The sequence below is a fragment of the Pseudomonas sp. P39-UII1 genome (assembly GCF_039672635.1).
Lineage (GTDB): Bacteria > Pseudomonadota > Gammaproteobacteria > Pseudomonadales > Pseudomonadaceae > Aquipseudomonas.
Map to the genome: position 1 here is coordinate 15,976 of NZ_JBDFPP010000011.1, position 17,397 is coordinate 33,372.

Sequence of the window (17,397 nt, forward strand, 5' to 3'; positions counted from 1 at the left end):
AAAAGCCTCCCATGTGGAGGCTTTGCGCTTCTCGGATGTCAGGTAAGGCCATGCCGCTGAGCAAGCTCGATCAGGTCCACCAGCGAATGCGCGTTGAGCTTGAGCAGCAAACGGGTCTTGTAGGTACTGACTGTCTTGTTGCTGAGGAACATGCTGTCGGCGATGTCCTTGTTGGATTTGCCGCGCGCCAGCTGCTGCAGCACCATCATTTCCCGCGCTGAAAGGCGGCTGACCATCTCGGTCTCACTAACACCCCCCACTTGCCCGCGTGACTTGTGCAAAGCCTGGTTGGGGAAATAGCTGTAGCCCGACAACACGGCCTTGATTGCGCTGAGCAGTTCGGTGAGCTCCTGTTGCTTGCACACATAACCTGACGCCCCCGCCTGCATGCAGCGCATCGAGAAATGCCCCGGTGATTGTGAAGTAAGCACCAGCACACGGCTGCACGGGCTGGCCGAAGCCATGCGGGCAATCACCTCGAGCCCGTCAAGTTTGGGAATGCCGATATCCAGCACCACGATATCCGGCAGGTGCTCCCGGGTAAGCTGCAAGGCCGCCACGCCGTTGTCGGTTTCCGCGACCACATCGTAGCCATGCCGCTCCATCAGCATGCGCACTGCCAAGCGTATGACCGGATGATCATCCACGATAAGGACTTTATTCATGCGAGATCCATTCATTCATTATTTTGCGTTGACGTCGGGACACCATAACCGAGCAGGGGGTTCAATGGCGTGTCAATTTCCCGCGCAAACAGACGAATAGATCAACCTTACATCGCTTTCGGAATTTTCCTACAGGATAAAAATTTACCCCCAAGCATAGATGCATATTTATCCGTTCACTTGAAGCGTCTGAATATCAAACGGCATGACAGGAAAAATCCGTTGCATTGGCGGGTTTAGCCAACCACAAATGGGTCAATCCAGCAGCTCGACGTCGGGATCAATTTCACCGTCCGGAAACGGTCCATCATTTAGTTGATCGCCTCGCTAGGGTATTGATTGAAAAACCGCAGGAGGCCCCCATCATGACTGCAACCCAGCCCGCAGCCCCACTGACGATCATCGCCATCTTCGCCGGGATCATCGAGTCCTCTGCACTGGCAACTCTTCCATTTCTCAGCGAAAAAAGTCAGGCACTCTACACTTGGTTTCTCGTGGGGTTTCCGTTTTTTCTTACCGCGCTTTTTTTCCTGACACTCAACTTCAATTACAAGTCACTCTACAAACCCGAAGAAGCGCGTACCTCAACTGAGCCTGCTACAGCACATGCCACAATTGATGCTCAACGATTGACGACCCAGTCTGATCGACCCAACGAAAACCCTGAACCATCCTCATCCGCAGTACAGCCTGTGACGCTCATGCTGTCCGGCCCCGATGCACAGAAACTGATCCAGGAACATCTACTGCGTGCCGTTTCAGAACCTCAACCCGTGGGCGCCAACTGGATATTTTGCAACTTGGACAATCAACAGTGTTTTCGCCTGTCAATAAGCGAGCTACCGGAAAGTGCGGCTCAGCTGATGAAGTGAATGTACGGCCTTTCGCGCCAAAAAAAACCCCGGCCGGAGCCAGGGTTCTTCCAACAGCCTGAGGCGCTTAGAGCATCCCGCGGCCTTTGTTCGCAGCAATACGCATGCGTAGTGCATTCAGCTTGATGAAGCCAGCAGCATCCGCCTGGTTGTAGGCGCCGCCGTCTTCTTCGAAGGTCGCGATGTTGGCATCGAACAGCGAGTCGTCCGACTTGCGCCCGACAACGGTGACATTGCCTTTGTACAGCTTCAGGCGCACAACGCCGTTCACGTTGACCTGCGAAGCGTCGATCATCTTCTGAAGCATCAGGCGCTCCGGGCTCCACCAGTAGCCGGTGTAGATCAGGCTGGCGTACTTGGGCATCAGCTCATCTTTCAGGTGAGCGACTTCACGGTCCAGGGTGATCGATTCGATGGCGCGGTGAGCCCTGAGCATGATGGTGCCGCCCGGGGTCTCGTAGCAGCCGCGCGACTTCATGCCGACGTAACGGTTTTCCACGATATCCAGGCGGCCAATGCCGTTGGCACCGCCGATGCGGTTCAGGTCGGCAAGGACGGTGGCTGGGCTCTTCTCGACGCCGTCGATGGCGACGATGTCACCATTGCGGTAGGTCAGCTCGATGTAGGTTGCCTGGTCCGGTGCGTTCTCTGGCGAGACGCTCCAGCGCCACATGTCTTCTTCGTGCTCGGTCCAGGTATCTTCCAGGACACCGCCTTCATAGGAGATGTGCAGCAGGTTGGCGTCCATCGAGTACGGCGATTTCTTCTTGCCGTGACGCTCAATCGGGATGCCGTGCTTCTCGGCGTAATCCATCAGCTTTTCGCGGGACAGCAGGTCCCACTCGCGCCATGGGGCGATGACCTTGACGCCTGGCTTGAGCGCGTAGGCACCCAGCTCGAAACGTACCTGGTCGTTGCCTTTGCCGGTGGCGCCATGGGAAATGGCGTCAGCGCCGGTTTCGTTGGCGATTTCAATCAGGCGCTTGGCGATCAGCGGGCGGGCGATGGACGTACCCAGCAGGTACTCGCCTTCGTAGACGGTGTTGGCGCGGAACATCGGGAAGACGAAATCACGCACGAATTCTTCGCGCAGGTCGTCGATGTAGATCTCTTTGACGCCCATTGCCTGGGCTTTGGCGCGAGCCGGCTCGACTTCTTCGCCCTGACCCAGGTCAGCGGTGAAGGTCACCACTTCGCAGTCGTAGGTATCCTGCAGCCACTTGAGAATCACCGAAGTATCAAGGCCGCCGGAATACGCCAGTACGACCTTTTTTACGTCCGCCATGCCATCACTCCACGGGGTTGTACGGAAAGGGATCGATTCTACCGGCGTTACGGATAAATTTACAGTGGGGCGACAGCTTGTGACGACAAAGCGACAGGAAGTGTCGAGAGGGCGACGCGGGGGGGGGTGGTTGGGTTGGGTGGGGGTGGGAGGTGTATGGCTGGAGGAGGTGTGGCTAGCGGGTGCATGCCTTGAGGGGGTTGGCGCATGTGAGATCGAGCGCCGCCCGCGCGGCGCTTCGCGAAGCGCTTGCCTTGGTATTTTTAGGGCCCTTGAGATCGAGCGCCGCCCGCGCGGCGCTTCGCGGGGCAAGCCCGCTCCCACATTTGTTGCAACGTGCCATTCCAGTCAGGCCATGGTTGTTCGCCTTGGCGCATGGCTGAAGACAGGTGGGGCGCCGGCCGCGCCAACCAAAAAATCGCGTCGTGCTAACAAGGCTGGCAACTATGGCCTATCAGGCCATGGCACGTTGCAACAAATGTGGGAGCGGGCTTGCCCCGCGATGCGCCGCGCGGGCGGCGCTCGATCTCAAAGGCGCTGAAGGTCCCAAGGCAAGCGCTTCGCGATGCGCCGCGCGGGCGGCGCTCGATCTCATAGGCGCCACACCCCTCAAGGCATGCACTTGGTGCCCCCTCGGTCCCCGCCCCCCGAAATCAGGATGCTTTCACCCCAGGTGCCGCCGGTGCTGAAGCCGGAACCGCCCCAGCCCCACTCGCCGGCGCCGCAACCGGTGCCGGCTTCTCCACCGGCACCACTCGATCCAGCTCGATATTCACCCGCCGGTTGCGTGCGCGATTCGCGGCACTGTTGTTCTTCACCAGCGGATATCGCTCACCATGGAAGCGTACGGTGATCTGATCTTCAGCAATACCGTGGGCCTTGAAGTATTCAGCCACCGCCAGCGCACGGCGCCGCGAAGTATCCCGGTTGGTCAGGCGGTTGCCACTGTTGTCGGAGTGACCATTGAGCTCGATATGGTTGACCGTCGGATCAGCCTTGAGATAGTCGAGAATCACATCCAGCCGCGCACGGGCCGAAGCGTCCAGATCAATCCCACCGCCGGGGAAACCGACCTGAGTCTGGCGAACCTGATCGTAGTTCATCGCCAACATCTTGCCGGCACAGGCCTGATAGTCACTGTAGGCCTTGGCGAAGCTCACCGGCAGCACACGGACTTCCATCGGCCGCCCCGCTTCGCCGCTATAGCTTCGCACCACCGTACTGCGGCCATCGAGCAACCCATTGATCAGGCGGCTTGCCTGGCCTTGGGACGAACTGAACAGGACACCGCTGCGCGCCAGGTGCACCGCTCCCAGGTTGATGTCACCACGCCCGGGTTGCCACGGTGCGGCAGCGGCCAGCAGCGTGGCAGACCCGGCACCCAGCACATTGCTGGTCGAACGCAGCTGGAACACTGGCTGCTCACCTGCCCTGCGCACGAATTCGCCACTGCCAAAACCGTCGATCGGCTGGATCAGGCGGCATTCGAACTGGTCACCCTCGACTTTCCAGGCGATGTTCTCCATGCGGGTCTGGAAGGTCAATGCACCGGCCGGCAGGCTGGCGAACAGGGTCAACAGGGCTAGGTAACGCTGGCGCACGGGCGGCTCCACTAATTCTGACGGCTTACAGGCAGGCTATCGGACGCATGCCGGAAAACTTGATAGCCGTGCTCGGCACGGGGTTTTCCGGTAGCATTGGGCCCTGAGTTCGACCCGCCTGGAATCCCCAATGTCCGATCGCCTGACCCTCCTGCGTCCCGACGACTGGCACATCCATCTGCGCGATGGTGCCGTCCTGCCCCACACCGTTGGCGATGTGGCGCGTACCTTCGCCCGTGCCATCATCATGCCTAACCTGGTTCCACCGGTACGCAATGCCGACGAAGCTACGGCCTACCGCGAGCGCATCCTTGCTGCACGCCCGGCCGGCAGCCGCTTCGAGCCGCTGATGGTGCTGTACCTCACCGACCGCACCAGCCCCGAGGACATCCGCGCGGCCAAGGCCAGCGGCATCGTCTACGCCGCCAAGCTGTACCCGGCCGGCGCGACCACCAACTCCGATTCCGGCGTCACCAGCATCGACAACATCTTCCCGGCCATCGAGGCGCTGGCAGAAGTCGGCATGCCGCTGCTGGTGCACGGTGAAGTGACCCGCAGCGAGATCGACGTGTTCGACCGCGAAAAGCGCTTCATCGACGAGCACATGCGCCGCCTGGTCGAGCGCTTCCCGTCGTTGAAAGTGGTGTTCGAGCACATCACCACGGCCGATGCCGCGCAGTTCGTCACCGAGGCCTCGGCCAACGTCGGCGCGACCATCACTGCCCAGCACCTGCTGTACAACCGCAACCACATGCTGGTTGGCGGCATTCGCCCACACTTCTACTGCCTGCCCATCCTCAAGCGCAACACCCACCAGGTGGCGCTGCTGGACGCGGCTACCAGCGGCAACCCGAAGTTCTTCCTCGGCACCGATTCGGCCCCCCATGCCCGTCATGCCAAGGAAGCTGCCTGCGGTTGTGCCGGTTGCTACACCGCTTATGCGGCCATCGAGATGTACGCCGAAGCCTTCGAACAGCGCAATGCGCTGGACAAGCTGGAAGGTTTCGCCAGCCTGCACGGCCCGGCCTTCTACGGCTTGCCGGCCAACACCGACAGCATCACCCTGGTGCGCGAAGAGTGGACAGCCCCGGACAGCCTGCCGTTTGGCGAGCACACCGTGATCCCGCTGCGCGCCGGTGAAAAACTGCGCTGGCGCCTGCTGGAGGACAACGCGTGAGCGAAGACCTCTACGAAGACGACCAGGAAGGCCAGGCCGGTAGCGGCTCGCGTCACCCGATGGCCGAGCGCTTCCGTGGCTACCTGCCAGTGGTGGTGGATGTCGAGACCGGCGGTTTCAACAGCGCCACCGACGCCCTGCTCGAGATCGCTGCCGTGACCATCGGCATGGACGAAAAAGGTTTTCTGTTCCCTGAACACACCTACTTCTACCGTGTCGAGCCATTCGAAGGCGCCAACATCGAGGCTGCCGCACTGGAGTTCACCGGCATCAAGCTGGACCACCCGCTGCGCATGGCGGTGAGCGAGGAAAGCGCGCTGACCGACATTTTCCGTGGCGTGCGCAAGGCACTGAAGGCCAATGGCTGCAAGCGGGCGATCCTGGTCGGCCACAACAGCAGCTTCGACCTGGGCTTCCTCAACGCCGCGGTGGCCCGCAACGATCTGAAGCGCAACCCGTTCCACCCGTTCTCCAGCTTCGACACCGCCACCCTGGCTGGCCTGGCGTACGGCCAGACCGTGCTGGCGCGTGCCTGCCAGAGTGCCGACATCGACTTCGATGGCCGTGAGGCGCATTCCGCGCGTTACGACACGGAGAAGACGGCCGAGCTGTTCTGCGGCATCGTCAACCGCTGGAAGGAAATGGGCGGCTGGCGCGACTTCAACGACTGAGTTGAGGCCCTCATCGCCGGCTAGCCGGTTCCCACAGGTACCGCGCAATGCTCGAGCCTGTGAAAGCCGGCTTGCCGGCGATGGGGCAAGAACAAGCACTGGAAGCCTCGACATCCAGGCATAAAAAAACCGGCCACGAAGGCCGGTTTTTTTATGCGCTTGGCAATTACAGCTTGCCAGCGTTCTCGCTCAGGTAAGCAGCAACGCCTTCTGGCGAAGCGTTCATGCCCTTGTCGCCTTTTTTCCAGTTGGCCGGGCAGACTTCGCCGTGCTCTTCGTGGAACTGCAGGGCATCGACCAGGCGCAGCAGCTCGTCCATGTTACGGCCCAGCGGCAGGTCGTTGACGATTTGCGAACGGACCACACCGTTGGTGTCGATCAGGAAGGCGCCACGGAAGGCTACGCCGCCTTCGGACTCGACGTCGTAGGCTTTGCAGATTTCGTGGGTGATGTCGGCCGCCAGGGTGTACTTGACCTGGCCGATGCCGCCGTTGTTGACCGGGGTGTTACGCCAGGCGTTGTGGGTGAAGTGCGAGTCGATCGACACGCCGATCACTTCGACGTTGCGCGCCTGGAAGTCCGGGATGCGGTTGTCCAGGGCGATCAGCTCGGACGGGCAGACGAAGGTGAAGTCCAGCGGGTAGAAGAACACCAGGCCGTACTTGCCCTTGATGGCCGAGGCCAGGTTGAAGCTGTCGACGATTTCGCCGTTGCCCAGCACAGCCGGAACGGTGAAGTCGGGGGCTTGTTTGCCAACGAGTACGCTCATTGTAATCTCCTGATGAGGGTGAAAAACCGGTTGCCGGGCCAAGCGGGCTTGCCCGACATCCAACAAAGGCCGCCCATCATACACGGCTTCTGATGACAGGCCGAATCCAACCACCGGTCGCTCAAGCACGCGGGCTCCGACGAAGTGTTTTGACAAGCATTCTCATTACCATTACTCTCCCCACATCGACTCAACCAGCGATGGTCCGACTTTATGTATGTGTGTCTTTGTGTCGGCGTGACCGACGGACAGATCCGCGATGCGATCTATGAAGGATGCTGCAGCTACAAGGAAGTTCGAGCCGCGACCAATGTCGCCAGCCAATGTGGCAAGTGTGCCTGCCTGGCCAAGGAGGTGGTGCGTGAGACGCTCACCAAGCTTCAGGTCAGCCAGCAAGCCGCCCTGCCCTATCCGGTAGAATTTACTGCCGCTTGATACCGCCGAATTTGAAGAACCGGACCTCGTGTCCGGTTTTTTTATGCCTAGAATTCAATAAGTTAGCTCACCAACGCGGTTCACAAACATTCTTATTCCTATTAATTTTCACTTATTATTCAAGAACTTAGGTTTGACAGCCCTAAGTATCAGGCTCAAACTTCTCTGTATTGGCACACTTCTACAGGGCAGGAACCCGCAATGAAAGGCGACGTAAGCGTCATCCAGCATCTCAACAAGATCCTCGGAAACGAGCTGGTCGCGATCAACCAGTACTTCCTGCACGCCCGTATGTATGAAGATTGGGGCCTGAACAAGCTCGGCAAGCACGAGTACAAGGAATCCATCGATGAGATGAAACACGCTGACAAACTGATCAAGCGTATTCTCTTCCTCGAGGGCATCCCTAACGTTCAGGACCTGGGCAAGCTGCTGATCGGCGAGCACACCAAGGAAATGCTCGAGTGCGACCTGAAGCTCGAACAGAAAGGCCTGGCCGACCTGAAAGCCGCCATTGCCCACTGCGAAACCGTCGGCGACTTCGGCTCGCGTGACATGCTCGAAGACATCCTCGAGTCCGAGGAAGAGCACATCGACTGGCTGGAAACTCAATTGAGCCTGATCGACAAGATCAGCATCGAGAACTACCTGCAGTCGCAGATGGGCGAAGAGTAAAATCAGCGCCCAATAAAAAACCCGCCATGAGCGGGTTTTTTTATGCCTGCCGGAAGGTCAGGCTTCGGAAGCTTTGGCCTTGGCGGCGGCTTCCTTGATCAGGGTCTGCAACTCGCCATTCTCGAACATCTCGAGGACGATATCGCTACCGCCGACCAGTTCACCGGCGACCCACAGCTGCGGGAAGGTAGGCCAGTTGGCGTACTTGGGCAGGTTGGCGCGGATTTCCGGGTTCTGCAGGATGTCGACGTAGGCGAACTTCTCGCCACACTGCATGACGGCCTGCGAGGCACGGGACGAGAAGCCACACTGCGGGGCATTCGGCGAGCCTTTCATGTAAAGCAGAATGGTGTTGTTGGCAATCTGCTCTTTGATGGTTTCGATGATATCCATGTAGCACCTCGGCTGAACTTTCCGACACGGTCGTCGGCACGGTGACGCATTGTATCGGAAACCCAAGCGCCGTGCTCGGCCTTGCCAAGCCTCAGGCGGCCTCCACTTGCACGGGCACGCCATTGAGCGCTGCGTTACCGGAAACGGCATCGCGCAAACACTCATCGGTCAAGTCATTGGCACTGACACCCGGCTGCGCCTGCGCGATCTGCATGTGCACGCCCTGGCGGCCATGACCGAAACCATGCGGCAGGCTGACCACCCCTGGCATCATGTCCTCGCAAGCTTGCACCTCGACTTCGAGGCTGCCGGTACGTGAACGGATGCGTACTCGCTGGCCATCCTCCAACTGCCGCTGCAGCAAATCCCGCGGATGCATGAGCAACTGATGGCGCGGCTTGCCTTTGACCAGCCGGTGGAAGTTGTGCATCCAGGAGTTGTTGCTGCGCACATGCCGCCGCCCGATGAGGAGCAATTCACCTGGCCCGGGTGGGGATTGTTCGCCAAGCCGGCGCAAGTCATCCAGTACGGCCTGCGGGGCTGCTTCCACTGCCTTGCTCGCGGTCGCCAGGCGTGCCCCCAGATTGGCGCCCAACGGCCCCAGATCGAGGCCATGCGGATGTTCAGCCAACGCTTGGAGGGAAAGCTTCCAGGCACTCTCCTCGCCATACCGCCCTTTACGCAACGCCAGGTCGATCATCTGCGCCGGTGCAAGGGTCGGCTTGAGTTCCAGCCCTGCGCGCTGGGCAAAAGCCTGCGCCAGGCCAACGAAGATTTCCCAGTCGTGCAGAGCGCCTTGCGGCTTGGCCAGGATCGCCCGATTGAAGCGGGTGACATTACGCACCGCCAGCAGGTTGAAGGTGCTGTCGTAATGGTCGTTTTCCAGCGCTGACGTAGAGGGCAGGATCAGGTCGGCATGGCGGGTCGTCTCGTTGATGTACAGGTCGATGCTGAGCATGAACTCCAGCCCCTGCAAGGCCGCATCCAGCTGTCGACCATTGGGCGTGGAGAGCACCGGGTTGCCAGCGACGGTCACCAAGGCCCGTACCTGCCCATCGCCAGGTGTCAGCATTTCTTCGGCCAGGGCGGCCACAGGCAATTCGCCAGCGTATTCGGGCAAGCCTGAAACCCGGCTCTGCCAGGCATTGAAATGGCCACCCGAGGTGCTCGCCACCAGGTCAACGGCGGGTTCGGTGCACAGCGCTCCGCCTTCGCGGTCGAGGTTGCCCGTCACCAGGTTGATCACTTGCACCAGCCAGTGGCACAGCGTGCCGAATGCCTGGGTCGACACGCCCATGCGGCCATAACAGACAGCTTTGTCGGCGGCGGCAAAATCCCGCGCCAGCTGGCGGATGCAGGCGGCGTCGATGCCGCAAAGCGCACTCATGGCCTCGGCGCTGAAAGGCGCAATCGCTGCCTGCACTTGCTCCAGCCCGTTGACCGACAAATGCGAGCCGCGCGCCAAGCCCTCGTCGAACAGGGTGTTGAGCAGCCCGGACAGCAAGGCGGCATCGCCGCCCGGACGAATGAACAGGTGCCGGTCCGCCATGGCCGCCGTTTCGCTACGCCGCGGGTCCACCACGACCAACTGTCCGCCACGTGCCTTGAGGGCTTTGAGGCGCTTTTCCACGTCTGGCACGGTCATGATGCTGCCGTTGGAGGCCAACGGGTTGCCGCCAAGAATCAGCATGAAATCGGTGTGGTCGATGTCCGGAACCGGCAGCAGCAGGCCGTGGCCGTACATCAGGTAGCTGGTCAGGTGCTGTGGCAGTTGGTCAACCGACGTGGCGGAAAAGCGGTTGCGCGTTTTCAGCAGGCCCAGGAAATAGTTGCTGTGGGTCATCAACCCATAGTTGTGCACGCTGGGGTTGCCTTGATAGACCGCCACAACATTACGCCCATGGGCCTGCTGGATCGACCACAGCCTGTCGGCCGCCAGGGCGAAGGCTTGCTCCCAGCTGATGGCCTGCCACTGGTCGCCGACCCGCCGGTGCGGTTGACGCAAGCGGTCAGGGTCGTCCTGGATATCTTGCAAGGCCACTGCCTTGGGGCAAATATGGCCGCGGCTGAACGGGTCCAGCGGATCGCCCTTGATCGAACTGATACGCGCCCGCCCTTGGTCATGGCTGACTTCGATGTTCAGCCCGCAGATCGCTTCGCACAGGTGACAGGCACGGTGATGCAGGGTCTTGGTCATGGCCGCCTCTGCCTTTGGTTGTTATCCGAAGCCGACTATGCGCCCTGCCCTTGCCCCCTGCCAGCGCGCTTCGTGGTGTGAATCCCCCGACATCAGGCACACGATTTGCGACAGCCATTTGCCAAATCGCCAGCAAGCCGTGTACAACCCCTGTAGCAAATAAAAAACAGCGCAGGCTCAATGGGTAATTACACCCTTTGCAACAGAGCCGCTGTTTCCCCTCTTGGTTTCAGGCGACATTTAATTATAGTATTGCGCCTTTCCCTATTTCGTCCGCCCCGTGCGGCTTACGCCGCAGGTCACTCCCGTTGTCAAAAAAAACCATACGGTCGACCTGCATACCGTTGCAGATAAGGTAGTCAATCATGAGCGCTAGGCACTTTCTCTCCCTGCTGGATTTCACCACCGACGAATTGCTCGGGGTGATCCGCCGAGGCATCGAGCTGAAGGACCTGCGCAAGCGCGGCGTGCTGTTCGAACCCCTGAAAAACCGCGTTCTGGGCATGATCTTCGAAAAGTCCTCGACCCGTACTCGGGTGTCGTTCGAGGCTGGCATGATCCAGCTCGGCGGCCAGGCGATCTTCCTGTCCCCGCGCGACACCCAGTTGGGCCGAGGCGAGCCGATCAGTGACAGCGCCATCGTGTTGTCGAGCATGGTCGATGCGGTGATGATCCGCACCCACGCCCACAGCACCCTTACCGAATTCGCCGCCAACTCGCGCGTGCCGCTGATCAACGGCCTGTCCGACGAGTCGCACCCGTGCCAGTTGCTGGCCGACATGCAGACCTTCCATGAGCACCGCGGCTCGATCCAGGGCAAGACCGTGGCCTGGATCGGCGACGGCTTCAACATGTGCAACTCGTACATCGAAGCTGCCCAGCAGTTCGACTTCCAGCTGCGCATCGCCTGCCCGGAAGGCTACGACCCCGATCCACGCTTCATGGCACTGGGCGGTGATCGCGTGCAGCTCATCCGTGACCCGCGTGAAGCCGTCCGCGGTGCGCACCTGGTAACCACCGATGTCTGGACTTCCATGGGTCAAGAGGAGGAAACTGCACGGCGCCTGGCGCATTTCGCGCCTTACCAGGTCACCCGCGCTCTGCTCGACCTGGCGGCACCCGACGCCCTGTTCATGCACTGCCTGCCCGCCCATCGCGGTGAGGAAATCAGCCATGACCTGCTCGACGACCCTCGTTCGGTCGCCTGGGACCAGGCTGAAAATCGCCTGCATGCACAGAAGGCCCTTCTCGAATTCCTTGTCGAACCGGCTTACCACCACGCATGAGTCAACCTCTACTGCTCAACCTGCGCGACCTCGCCTGCGGCTACGGCGACCAGCGCATCGTCCAGAACCTCAACCTGCACTTGAACGCAGGCGACATCGGTTGCCTGCTGGGCTCGTCGGGTTGCGGCAAGACCACCACCCTGCGTGCGATCGCCGGCTTCGAGTCGGTGCACGAGGGTGAGATCCAGCTGGCCGGCGAGGTTATTTCCCGCGCCGGTTTCACCCTGTCCCCGGAAAAACGCCGCATCGGCATGGTGTTTCAGGACTACGCACTGTTCCCGCACCTGACCGTGGCGCAGAACATCGCTTTCGGCATCGCCAAGCACCCTGAACAGGCGCAGGTGGTGGAAGAAATGCTCGAGCTGGTCAAACTCGGTGGCCTGGGCGGGCGTTACCCGCATGAGCTTTCCGGTGGCCAGCAGCAGCGCGTTGCCCTGGCCCGGGCGCTGGCCCCCGAACCGCAACTGCTACTGCTCGACGAGCCGTTTTCCAACCTCGATGTGGAGCTGCGCCGGCGCCTCAGCCATGAGGTCCGCGACATCCTGAAAAGCCGCGGTACCAGCGCGATCCTGGTCACCCATGACCAGGAAGAAGCCTTTGCGGTCAGCGACCACGTGGGCGTATTCAAGGAAGGTCGCCTGGAGCAGTGGGATACGCCCTACAACCTTTACCATGAGCCGCAAACCCCGTTCGTTGCGAGCTTCATCGGCCAGGGTTACTTCATCCGCGGCCAGATGAGCAGCCACGAGTCGGTCAATACCGAACTCGGTGAGCTGCGTGGCAACCGCGCCTACATCATGGCACCGGGCAGCTCGGTGGACGTGCTGCTGCGCCCAGACGACATCGTGCCTGCCGCAGACAGCCCGCTTCGGGCGAACATCGTCGGCAAGAGTTTCCTCGGCGCATCGACCCTGTACCGCCTGCAACTGCCCACCGGTAGCCAGTTGGAAGCGATATTCCCAAGCCATATCGACCACCAGGTCGGTGAAGCTGTCGGGATTGCCGTGAAGGCTGATCACCTGGTGCTGTTCCCGGCGCCGGGCAGTGTCGCGGCGCAATTGCCGCGCCAGGAGAACGGGGTTCGTCGGTACAGCTCGGCGACCTGATCATGAAACTGGGGCCGCTTTCGCGGCCCATCGCCGGCAAGCCGGCTCCCACAGGTACAATGTTCTTCTTGAGAAAACGCACGCTTTGTGGAATCAGCCCCGGCCGATTCCGGCAAACGTGCCCTGGGTATGTGCGGCCAACACCGCAGCTGCCAACTCCACTTCCAATCCACGGCGCCCAGCGCTGACATGGATGGTTGCAAAGTTTTGCGCCGAATCATCGATGAAGGTGCGCAGGCGCTTCTTCTGCCCCAACGGGCTGATGCCCCCGACCAGGTAGCCTGTGGCCCGCTGCGCTGCTGCGGGGTCTGCCATCTCGCATTTCTTCACGCCCGCGGCATGCGCCAATGCCTTGAGGTCCAGCGTGCCCACTACCGGCACCACCGCCACCAGCAATTCGCCCTTTTCGCTGCTGGCCAGCAAGGTCTTGAAAACCTGCTGTGGATCCAGCCCTAGCTTCTCCGCTGCCTCCAGGCCGTATGACGCCGATTTGGGGTCATGTTCGTAACTGTGCACGCGGTGCTCGGCGCGGGCTTTTTTCAGCAAATCGAGGGCGGGGGTCATGCAGGGCTCCGGTCTAGGACAGATCGGCGGCTACTTTAGGACAATTCCCACAACCCAGCCAATTTATGCCCTATGCGCCTGTCTAGCACGCGGACTCAGCAGCGCAAGTACCGTCCAGAACGTGACCGACCGTTCACTTTCGACCTTTGACATAAGCGTTTCTTGTCTATATTTTTTCGTTTCTGAATAAATGGTGCACTTATAAGGTGCATTCCTACATCTGCCTGGGGTCAACGGGGATAGACACCAGGCTTTGCTGTCGAGCGCCCACGCGCCTCACAACAAAAAAAACGAGGTCATAATGACGACTGCTCTACGCGAACCCACGCTGTCCAGCCAATGCCTGGCCGAGTTCCTCGGCACGGCGCTGCTCATATTCTTCGGCACCGGGTGTGTCGCCGCGCTCAAGGTAGCGGGCGCCAGCTTTGGGCTGTGGGAGATCAGTATCATCTGGGGCGTCGGTGTGAGCATGGCGATCTACCTCACCGCCGGCATTTCCGGCGCGCACCTGAACCCGGCCGTGAGCATCGCACTGACGCTGTTCGCTGGTTTCGACAAGCGCAAACTGCCGTTCTACATGCTGGCCCAGGTGTGCGGCGCGTTCTGCGGCGCGGCGCTGGTCTACACCTTGTACAGCAGCCTCTTCTTCGATTTCGAACAAACCCACGCCATGCTGCGCGGCAGCACAGAAAGCCTTGAACTGGCCTCGGTGTTTTCCACGTATCCGCACCCTTCACTCACCACTGGCCAGGCCTTTCTGGTCGAAGTGGTGATCACCGCGATCCTGATGGCGGTGATCATGGCCCTGACCGACGACAATAACGGCTTGCCCCGCGGTGCCATGGCACCGCTGCTGATCGGCCTGCTGATCGCCGTGATTGGCAGTGCCATGGGCCCGCTGACCGGCTTCGCGATGAACCCGGCCCGTGATTTCGGGCCAAAACTGATGACCTTCCTGGCCGGCTGGGGCGAAATCGCCTTCACTGGCGGCCGGGACATCCCGTATTTCCTGGTTCCGGTGTGTGCACCGATACTGGGCGCTTGCCTGGGCGCCGCGACTTATCGCGGCCTGATTGCCCGCAACCTGCCAGTGGCGCAAAACGCGAACCCTGAGACAAACGACAATCGCCAGGGCGATACTCAAGCCAACTGATGCTTGTGCCCTGACCCCCTATTTTTGCAAGGCCTACGACCATGACAGACACCCAGGATAAGAACTACATCATCGCCCTGGACCAGGGCACCACCAGTTCGCGGGCAATCATTTTCGACCGCGACGCCAATGTGGTCGGCACCTCGCAGCGCGAATTCGCCCAGCACTATCCGCAAGCGGGCTGGGTCGAGCATGACCCGATGGAAATCTTCGCCACGCAGAGCGCGACCATGGTCGAGGCGCTCGCCCAGGCCGGCATCAGCCATGCCCAGGTGGCAGCCATCGGTATCACCAACCAGCGTGAAACCACCGTGGTGTGGGACAAAGAGACCGGCCGCCCGGTGTACAACGCCATCGTCTGGCAGTGCCGCCGCAGCACCGAAATCTGCGCCCAGCTCAAGCGTGACGGCCACGAAGCGTACATCCGCGAAACCACTGGCCTGGTCACCGACCCGTACTTCTCCGGCACCAAGCTCAAGTGGATCCTCGACAACGTCGAAGGCGCCCGTGAGCGCGCCGAGCGCGGCGAACTGCTGTTCGGCACCATCGATACCTGGCTGATCTGGAAGTTCTCCGGTGGCAAGGTGCATGTCACTGATTACACCAACGCCTCGCGTACGCTGATGTTCAACATCCACAGCCTGCAGTGGGACGAAAAGCTGCTGGAAATCCTCGGCATCCCACGCCAGATGCTGCCCGAGGTGCGTCCGTCTTCCGAAGTCTATGGCCACACCAAGAGCGGCATCGCCATCGCCGGTATCGCCGGTGACCAGCAGTCCGCGCTGTTCGGTCAGATGTGTGTAGAACCCGGCCAGGCCAAGAATACCTATGGCACCGGCTGCTTCCTGCTGATGAACACCGGCAACAAGGCGGTCAACTCGTCCCACGGTCTGCTCACCACCATTGCCTGCGGCCCGCGTGGCGAAGTGGCCTATGCCCTGGAAGGCGCCGTGTTCAATGGCGGTTCAACCGTGCAATGGCTGCGCGACGAACTGAAGATCGTCAACGACGCCCTGGACACCGAGTACTTCGCCAGCAAGGTCAAGGACAGCAACGGCGTCTACCTGGTACCTGCCTTCACCGGCCTCGGCGCCCCTTACTGGGACCCGTACGCCCGTGGCGCGCTGTTCGGCCTGACCCGTGGGGTCAAGGTCGACCACATCATCCGCGCTGCGCTGGAGTCGATCGCCTACCAGACCCGCGACGTGCTCGACGCCATGCAACAGGACTGCGGCCAACGCCTGTCCGAACTGCGCGTCGACGGTGGCGCGGTGGCCAACAACTTCCTCATGCAGTTCCAGGCCGATATCCTCGGTACCTGCGTCGAACGCCCGCAAATGCGCGAAACCACAGCGCTGGGTGCTGCCTACCTCGCGGGCCTGGCCTGTGGTTTCTGGAGTGGCCTGGACGAGTTGCGCGACAAGGCGATCATCGAGCGCGAATTCAGCCCGCAGCTGGACGAAACGCAAAAAGAGAAGCTGTATGCCGGTTGGCGCAAAGCGGTCGACCGTACCCGTGACTGGGAAGATCACGACGCTTGATCCATAGGCAGGGGCCGCCTGGCGGCCCCATCGTCTACTGGCCGTCATCCGCTTCCTGCGGCATCATTGCAGAATTTGTCCGGCAGCCCATAAGGACCGCCCATGAATCTGCCCCCACGCCAACAACAAATCCTCGAGCTGGTGCGCGAACGCGGCTACGTCAGCATCGAGGAAATGGCGCAGTTGTTCATCGTCACCCCGCAAACCATCCGCCGCGACATCAATCAGCTCGCCGAACTCAACCTGCTACGCCGCTACCACGGTGGCGCGGCCTATGACTCGAGCATCGAGAACACCGCCTATGCCATGCGCGCCGACCAGATGCGCGACGAAAAGCAACGCATCGCCGATGCCGTGGCGCGGCAGATCCCCGACCATGCTTCGCTGTTCATCAACATCGGTACCACTACCGAATCCATCGCGCGGGCTTTGCTCAACCACAGCCATCTCAAGGTGATCACCAACAACCTGCACGTGGCCGCCATTCTCGCTGCCAAGGATGATTTCGAAGTGTTGGTGGCCGGTGGCACGGTGCGCCGCGATGGGGGTGTGGTCGGCCAGGCGAGTGTCGACTTCATCAGCCAATTCAAGGTCGACTTCGCCCTGGTCGGTATCAGCGGCATCGATGAAGATGGCAGCCTGCTGGACTTCGACTACCAGGAAGTACGGGTATCCCAGGCCATCATTACCAACGCGCGCCAGGTCATTCTGGCTGCCGACTCCAGCAAGTTCGGCCGCAATGCCATGGTGCGCCTGGGTTCGATCAGCCTGGTCGACTGCCTGGTGACCGACCAGCCGCCCACGCCTGCCCTGCATCAATTGCTCAACCAGTACAAGATTCGCCTGGACGTGGTCTAAGCCGCAAACGGGCCGCTTAAGCGGCCCCGATATTTTCGAAATTGTTCACTTTGTTGCCATATGATCAGTTTTTTCTATGAAGACTGACTGGCGACTGGCTTTCTGTTGCGTTAGTATTTTCGAAAACGAACATCAATGTTCATATTCGA

Annotated in this window: 17 protein-coding genes; 10 read left to right on the top strand and 7 right to left on the bottom strand. The window is 60.7% G+C overall.

Annotated features, from left to right (window positions below; genetic code table 11):
* Nucleotides 1-38: 38 nt before the first annotated feature.
* Nucleotides 39-665: a response regulator transcription factor gene (locus ABEH27_RS15425; protein WP_346614427.1), complete on the bottom strand. Its 627-nt coding sequence runs from the start codon at nt 663-665 to the stop codon at nt 39-41.
* A 365-nt stretch (nt 666-1,030) separates the two neighbouring features.
* On the opposite strand from ABEH27_RS15425, the gene ABEH27_RS15430 reads away from it, so the two are divergent.
* Nucleotides 1,031-1,537 (top strand): hypothetical protein, encoded by a 507-nt coding sequence (locus tag ABEH27_RS15430; protein WP_346614428.1) that lies wholly within the window; start codon nt 1,031-1,033, stop codon nt 1,535-1,537.
* 67 nt (nt 1,538-1,604) lie between these two features.
* Here ABEH27_RS15430 and ABEH27_RS15435 read toward each other — a convergent pair whose 3' ends face one another.
* Together ABEH27_RS15435 and ABEH27_RS15440 are read right to left on the bottom strand one after the other, a co-directional pair.
* Nucleotides 1,605-2,822, bottom strand: a complete 1,218-nt coding sequence (locus ABEH27_RS15435) for an argininosuccinate synthase (RefSeq protein ID WP_346614429.1) — start codon at nt 2,820-2,822, stop codon at nt 1,605-1,607.
* Nucleotides 2,823-3,475: 653 nt separating this feature from the next.
* Complete coding sequence (locus ABEH27_RS15440) at nt 3,476-4,423, bottom strand: OmpA family protein (RefSeq protein ID WP_346614430.1); 948 nt, start codon at nt 4,421-4,423, stop codon at nt 3,476-3,478.
* Nucleotides 4,424-4,553: 130 nt separating this feature from the next.
* Between ABEH27_RS15440 and pyrC the strand changes: the two genes are divergently transcribed.
* Complete coding sequence (gene pyrC, locus ABEH27_RS15445) at nt 4,554-5,600, top strand: dihydroorotase (protein WP_346614431.1); 1,047 nt, start codon at nt 4,554-4,556, stop codon at nt 5,598-5,600.
* Nucleotides 5,597-6,271, top strand: a complete 675-nt coding sequence (rnt, locus tag ABEH27_RS15450) for a ribonuclease T (RefSeq protein WP_346614432.1) — start codon at nt 5,597-5,599, stop codon at nt 6,269-6,271. The genes pyrC and rnt overlap by 4 nt, the downstream gene beginning before the upstream one ends.
* A gap of 166 nt (nt 6,272-6,437) precedes the next feature.
* Here rnt and ABEH27_RS15455 read toward each other — a convergent pair whose 3' ends face one another.
* Nucleotides 6,438-7,040, bottom strand: a complete 603-nt coding sequence (locus ABEH27_RS15455; protein ID WP_033702669.1) for a peroxiredoxin C — start codon at nt 7,038-7,040, stop codon at nt 6,438-6,440.
* A gap of 213 nt (nt 7,041-7,253) precedes the next feature.
* Between ABEH27_RS15455 and ABEH27_RS15460 the strand changes: the two genes are divergently transcribed.
* Both ABEH27_RS15460 and bfr read left to right on the top strand, forming a co-directional pair.
* A complete protein-coding gene (locus ABEH27_RS15460) occupies nt 7,254-7,475 on the top strand; it encodes a bacterioferritin-associated ferredoxin (RefSeq protein ID WP_346614433.1) in 222 nt (73 codons plus the stop codon).
* A gap of 201 nt (nt 7,476-7,676) precedes the next feature.
* A complete protein-coding gene (bfr, locus tag ABEH27_RS15465; RefSeq protein WP_346614434.1) occupies nt 7,677-8,150 on the top strand; it encodes a bacterioferritin in 474 nt (157 codons plus the stop codon).
* Nucleotides 8,151-8,207: 57 nt separating this feature from the next.
* Here the strand turns inward: bfr and grxD are convergent, their stop codons facing one another.
* Entirely contained in the window at nt 8,208-8,543 is a 336-nt protein-coding gene (grxD, locus tag ABEH27_RS15470) for a Grx4 family monothiol glutaredoxin (RefSeq protein ID WP_312151734.1), read from the bottom strand.
* Between the two features lie 91 nt (nt 8,544-8,634).
* The gene (locus ABEH27_RS15475) at nt 8,635-10,740 is read right to left on the bottom strand and encodes a molybdopterin oxidoreductase family protein (protein ID WP_346614435.1); all 2,106 of its coding nucleotides are present in this window, start codon (nt 10,738-10,740) and stop codon (nt 8,635-8,637) included.
* Between the two features lie 365 nt (nt 10,741-11,105).
* Here ABEH27_RS15475 and argF point away from each other — a divergent pair, with 365 nt between their 5' ends.
* On the top strand, nt 11,106-12,026 hold the full coding sequence (argF, locus tag ABEH27_RS15480) for an ornithine carbamoyltransferase (RefSeq protein ID WP_233691116.1): 921 nt from the start codon (nt 11,106-11,108) through the stop codon (nt 12,024-12,026).
* Entirely contained in the window at nt 12,023-13,132 is a 1,110-nt protein-coding gene (locus ABEH27_RS15485; protein WP_346614436.1) for an ABC transporter ATP-binding protein, read from the top strand. The genes argF and ABEH27_RS15485 overlap by 4 nt, the downstream gene beginning before the upstream one ends.
* 93 nt (nt 13,133-13,225) lie before the next feature.
* Here the strand turns inward: ABEH27_RS15485 and ybaK are convergent, their stop codons facing one another.
* Nucleotides 13,226-13,696, bottom strand: coding sequence for a Cys-tRNA(Pro) deacylase (ybaK, locus tag ABEH27_RS15490; protein WP_346614437.1), 471 nt, complete (start codon nt 13,694-13,696; stop codon nt 13,226-13,228).
* Nucleotides 13,697-13,997: 301 nt separating this feature from the next.
* On the opposite strand from ybaK, the gene ABEH27_RS15495 reads away from it, so the two are divergent.
* The 3 genes from ABEH27_RS15495 (at nt 13,998) to glpR (ending at nt 17,248) form a co-directional block, all read left to right on the top strand.
* Entirely contained in the window at nt 13,998-14,849 is an 852-nt protein-coding gene (locus ABEH27_RS15495; RefSeq protein WP_346614438.1) for an MIP/aquaporin family protein, read from the top strand.
* Nucleotides 14,850-14,890: 41 nt separating this feature from the next.
* The gene (glpK, locus tag ABEH27_RS15500) at nt 14,891-16,390 is read left to right on the top strand and encodes a glycerol kinase GlpK (protein ID WP_346614439.1); all 1,500 of its coding nucleotides are present in this window, start codon (nt 14,891-14,893) and stop codon (nt 16,388-16,390) included.
* Nucleotides 16,391-16,492: 102 nt separating this feature from the next.
* Complete coding sequence (gene glpR / locus ABEH27_RS15505; RefSeq protein WP_233691111.1) at nt 16,493-17,248, top strand: DNA-binding transcriptional repressor GlpR; 756 nt, start codon at nt 16,493-16,495, stop codon at nt 17,246-17,248.
* Nucleotides 17,249-17,397: the final 149 nt, after the last annotated feature.

What these genes read in the sequence shown, in the direction of transcription:
- ABEH27_RS15495 (WP_346614438.1), top strand. Translation starts at nt 13,998, where the DNA reads ATGACGACTGCTCTACGCGAACCCACGCTGTCCAGCCAATGCCTGGCC.
- glpK (WP_346614439.1), top strand. Translation starts at nt 14,891, where the DNA reads ATGACAGACACCCAGGATAAGAACTACATCATCGCCCTGGACCAGGGC.
- grxD (WP_312151734.1), bottom strand. Translation starts at nt 8,543, where the DNA reads ATGGATATCATCGAAACCATCAAAGAGCAGATTGCCAACAACACCATT.
- ABEH27_RS15475 (WP_346614435.1), bottom strand. Translation starts at nt 10,740, where the DNA reads ATGACCAAGACCCTGCATCACCGTGCCTGTCACCTGTGCGAAGCGATC.
- pyrC (WP_346614431.1), top strand. Translation starts at nt 4,554, where the DNA reads ATGTCCGATCGCCTGACCCTCCTGCGTCCCGACGACTGGCACATCCAT.
- ABEH27_RS15460 (WP_346614433.1), top strand. Translation starts at nt 7,254, where the DNA reads ATGTATGTGTGTCTTTGTGTCGGCGTGACCGACGGACAGATCCGCGAT.
- ABEH27_RS15425 (WP_346614427.1), bottom strand. Translation starts at nt 665, where the DNA reads ATGAATAAAGTCCTTATCGTGGATGATCATCCGGTCATACGCTTGGCA.
- ybaK (WP_346614437.1), bottom strand. Translation starts at nt 13,696, where the DNA reads ATGACCCCCGCCCTCGATTTGCTGAAAAAAGCCCGCGCCGAGCACCGC.
- argF (WP_233691116.1), top strand. Translation starts at nt 11,106, where the DNA reads ATGAGCGCTAGGCACTTTCTCTCCCTGCTGGATTTCACCACCGACGAA.
- ABEH27_RS15430 (WP_346614428.1), top strand. Translation starts at nt 1,031, where the DNA reads ATGACTGCAACCCAGCCCGCAGCCCCACTGACGATCATCGCCATCTTC.
- ABEH27_RS15485 (WP_346614436.1), top strand. Translation starts at nt 12,023, where the DNA reads ATGAGTCAACCTCTACTGCTCAACCTGCGCGACCTCGCCTGCGGCTAC.
- ABEH27_RS15455 (WP_033702669.1), bottom strand. Translation starts at nt 7,040, where the DNA reads ATGAGCGTACTCGTTGGCAAACAAGCCCCCGACTTCACCGTTCCGGCT.
- bfr (WP_346614434.1), top strand. Translation starts at nt 7,677, where the DNA reads ATGAAAGGCGACGTAAGCGTCATCCAGCATCTCAACAAGATCCTCGGA.
- ABEH27_RS15435 (WP_346614429.1), bottom strand. Translation starts at nt 2,822, where the DNA reads ATGGCGGACGTAAAAAAGGTCGTACTGGCGTATTCCGGCGGCCTTGAT.
- glpR (WP_233691111.1), top strand. Translation starts at nt 16,493, where the DNA reads ATGAATCTGCCCCCACGCCAACAACAAATCCTCGAGCTGGTGCGCGAA.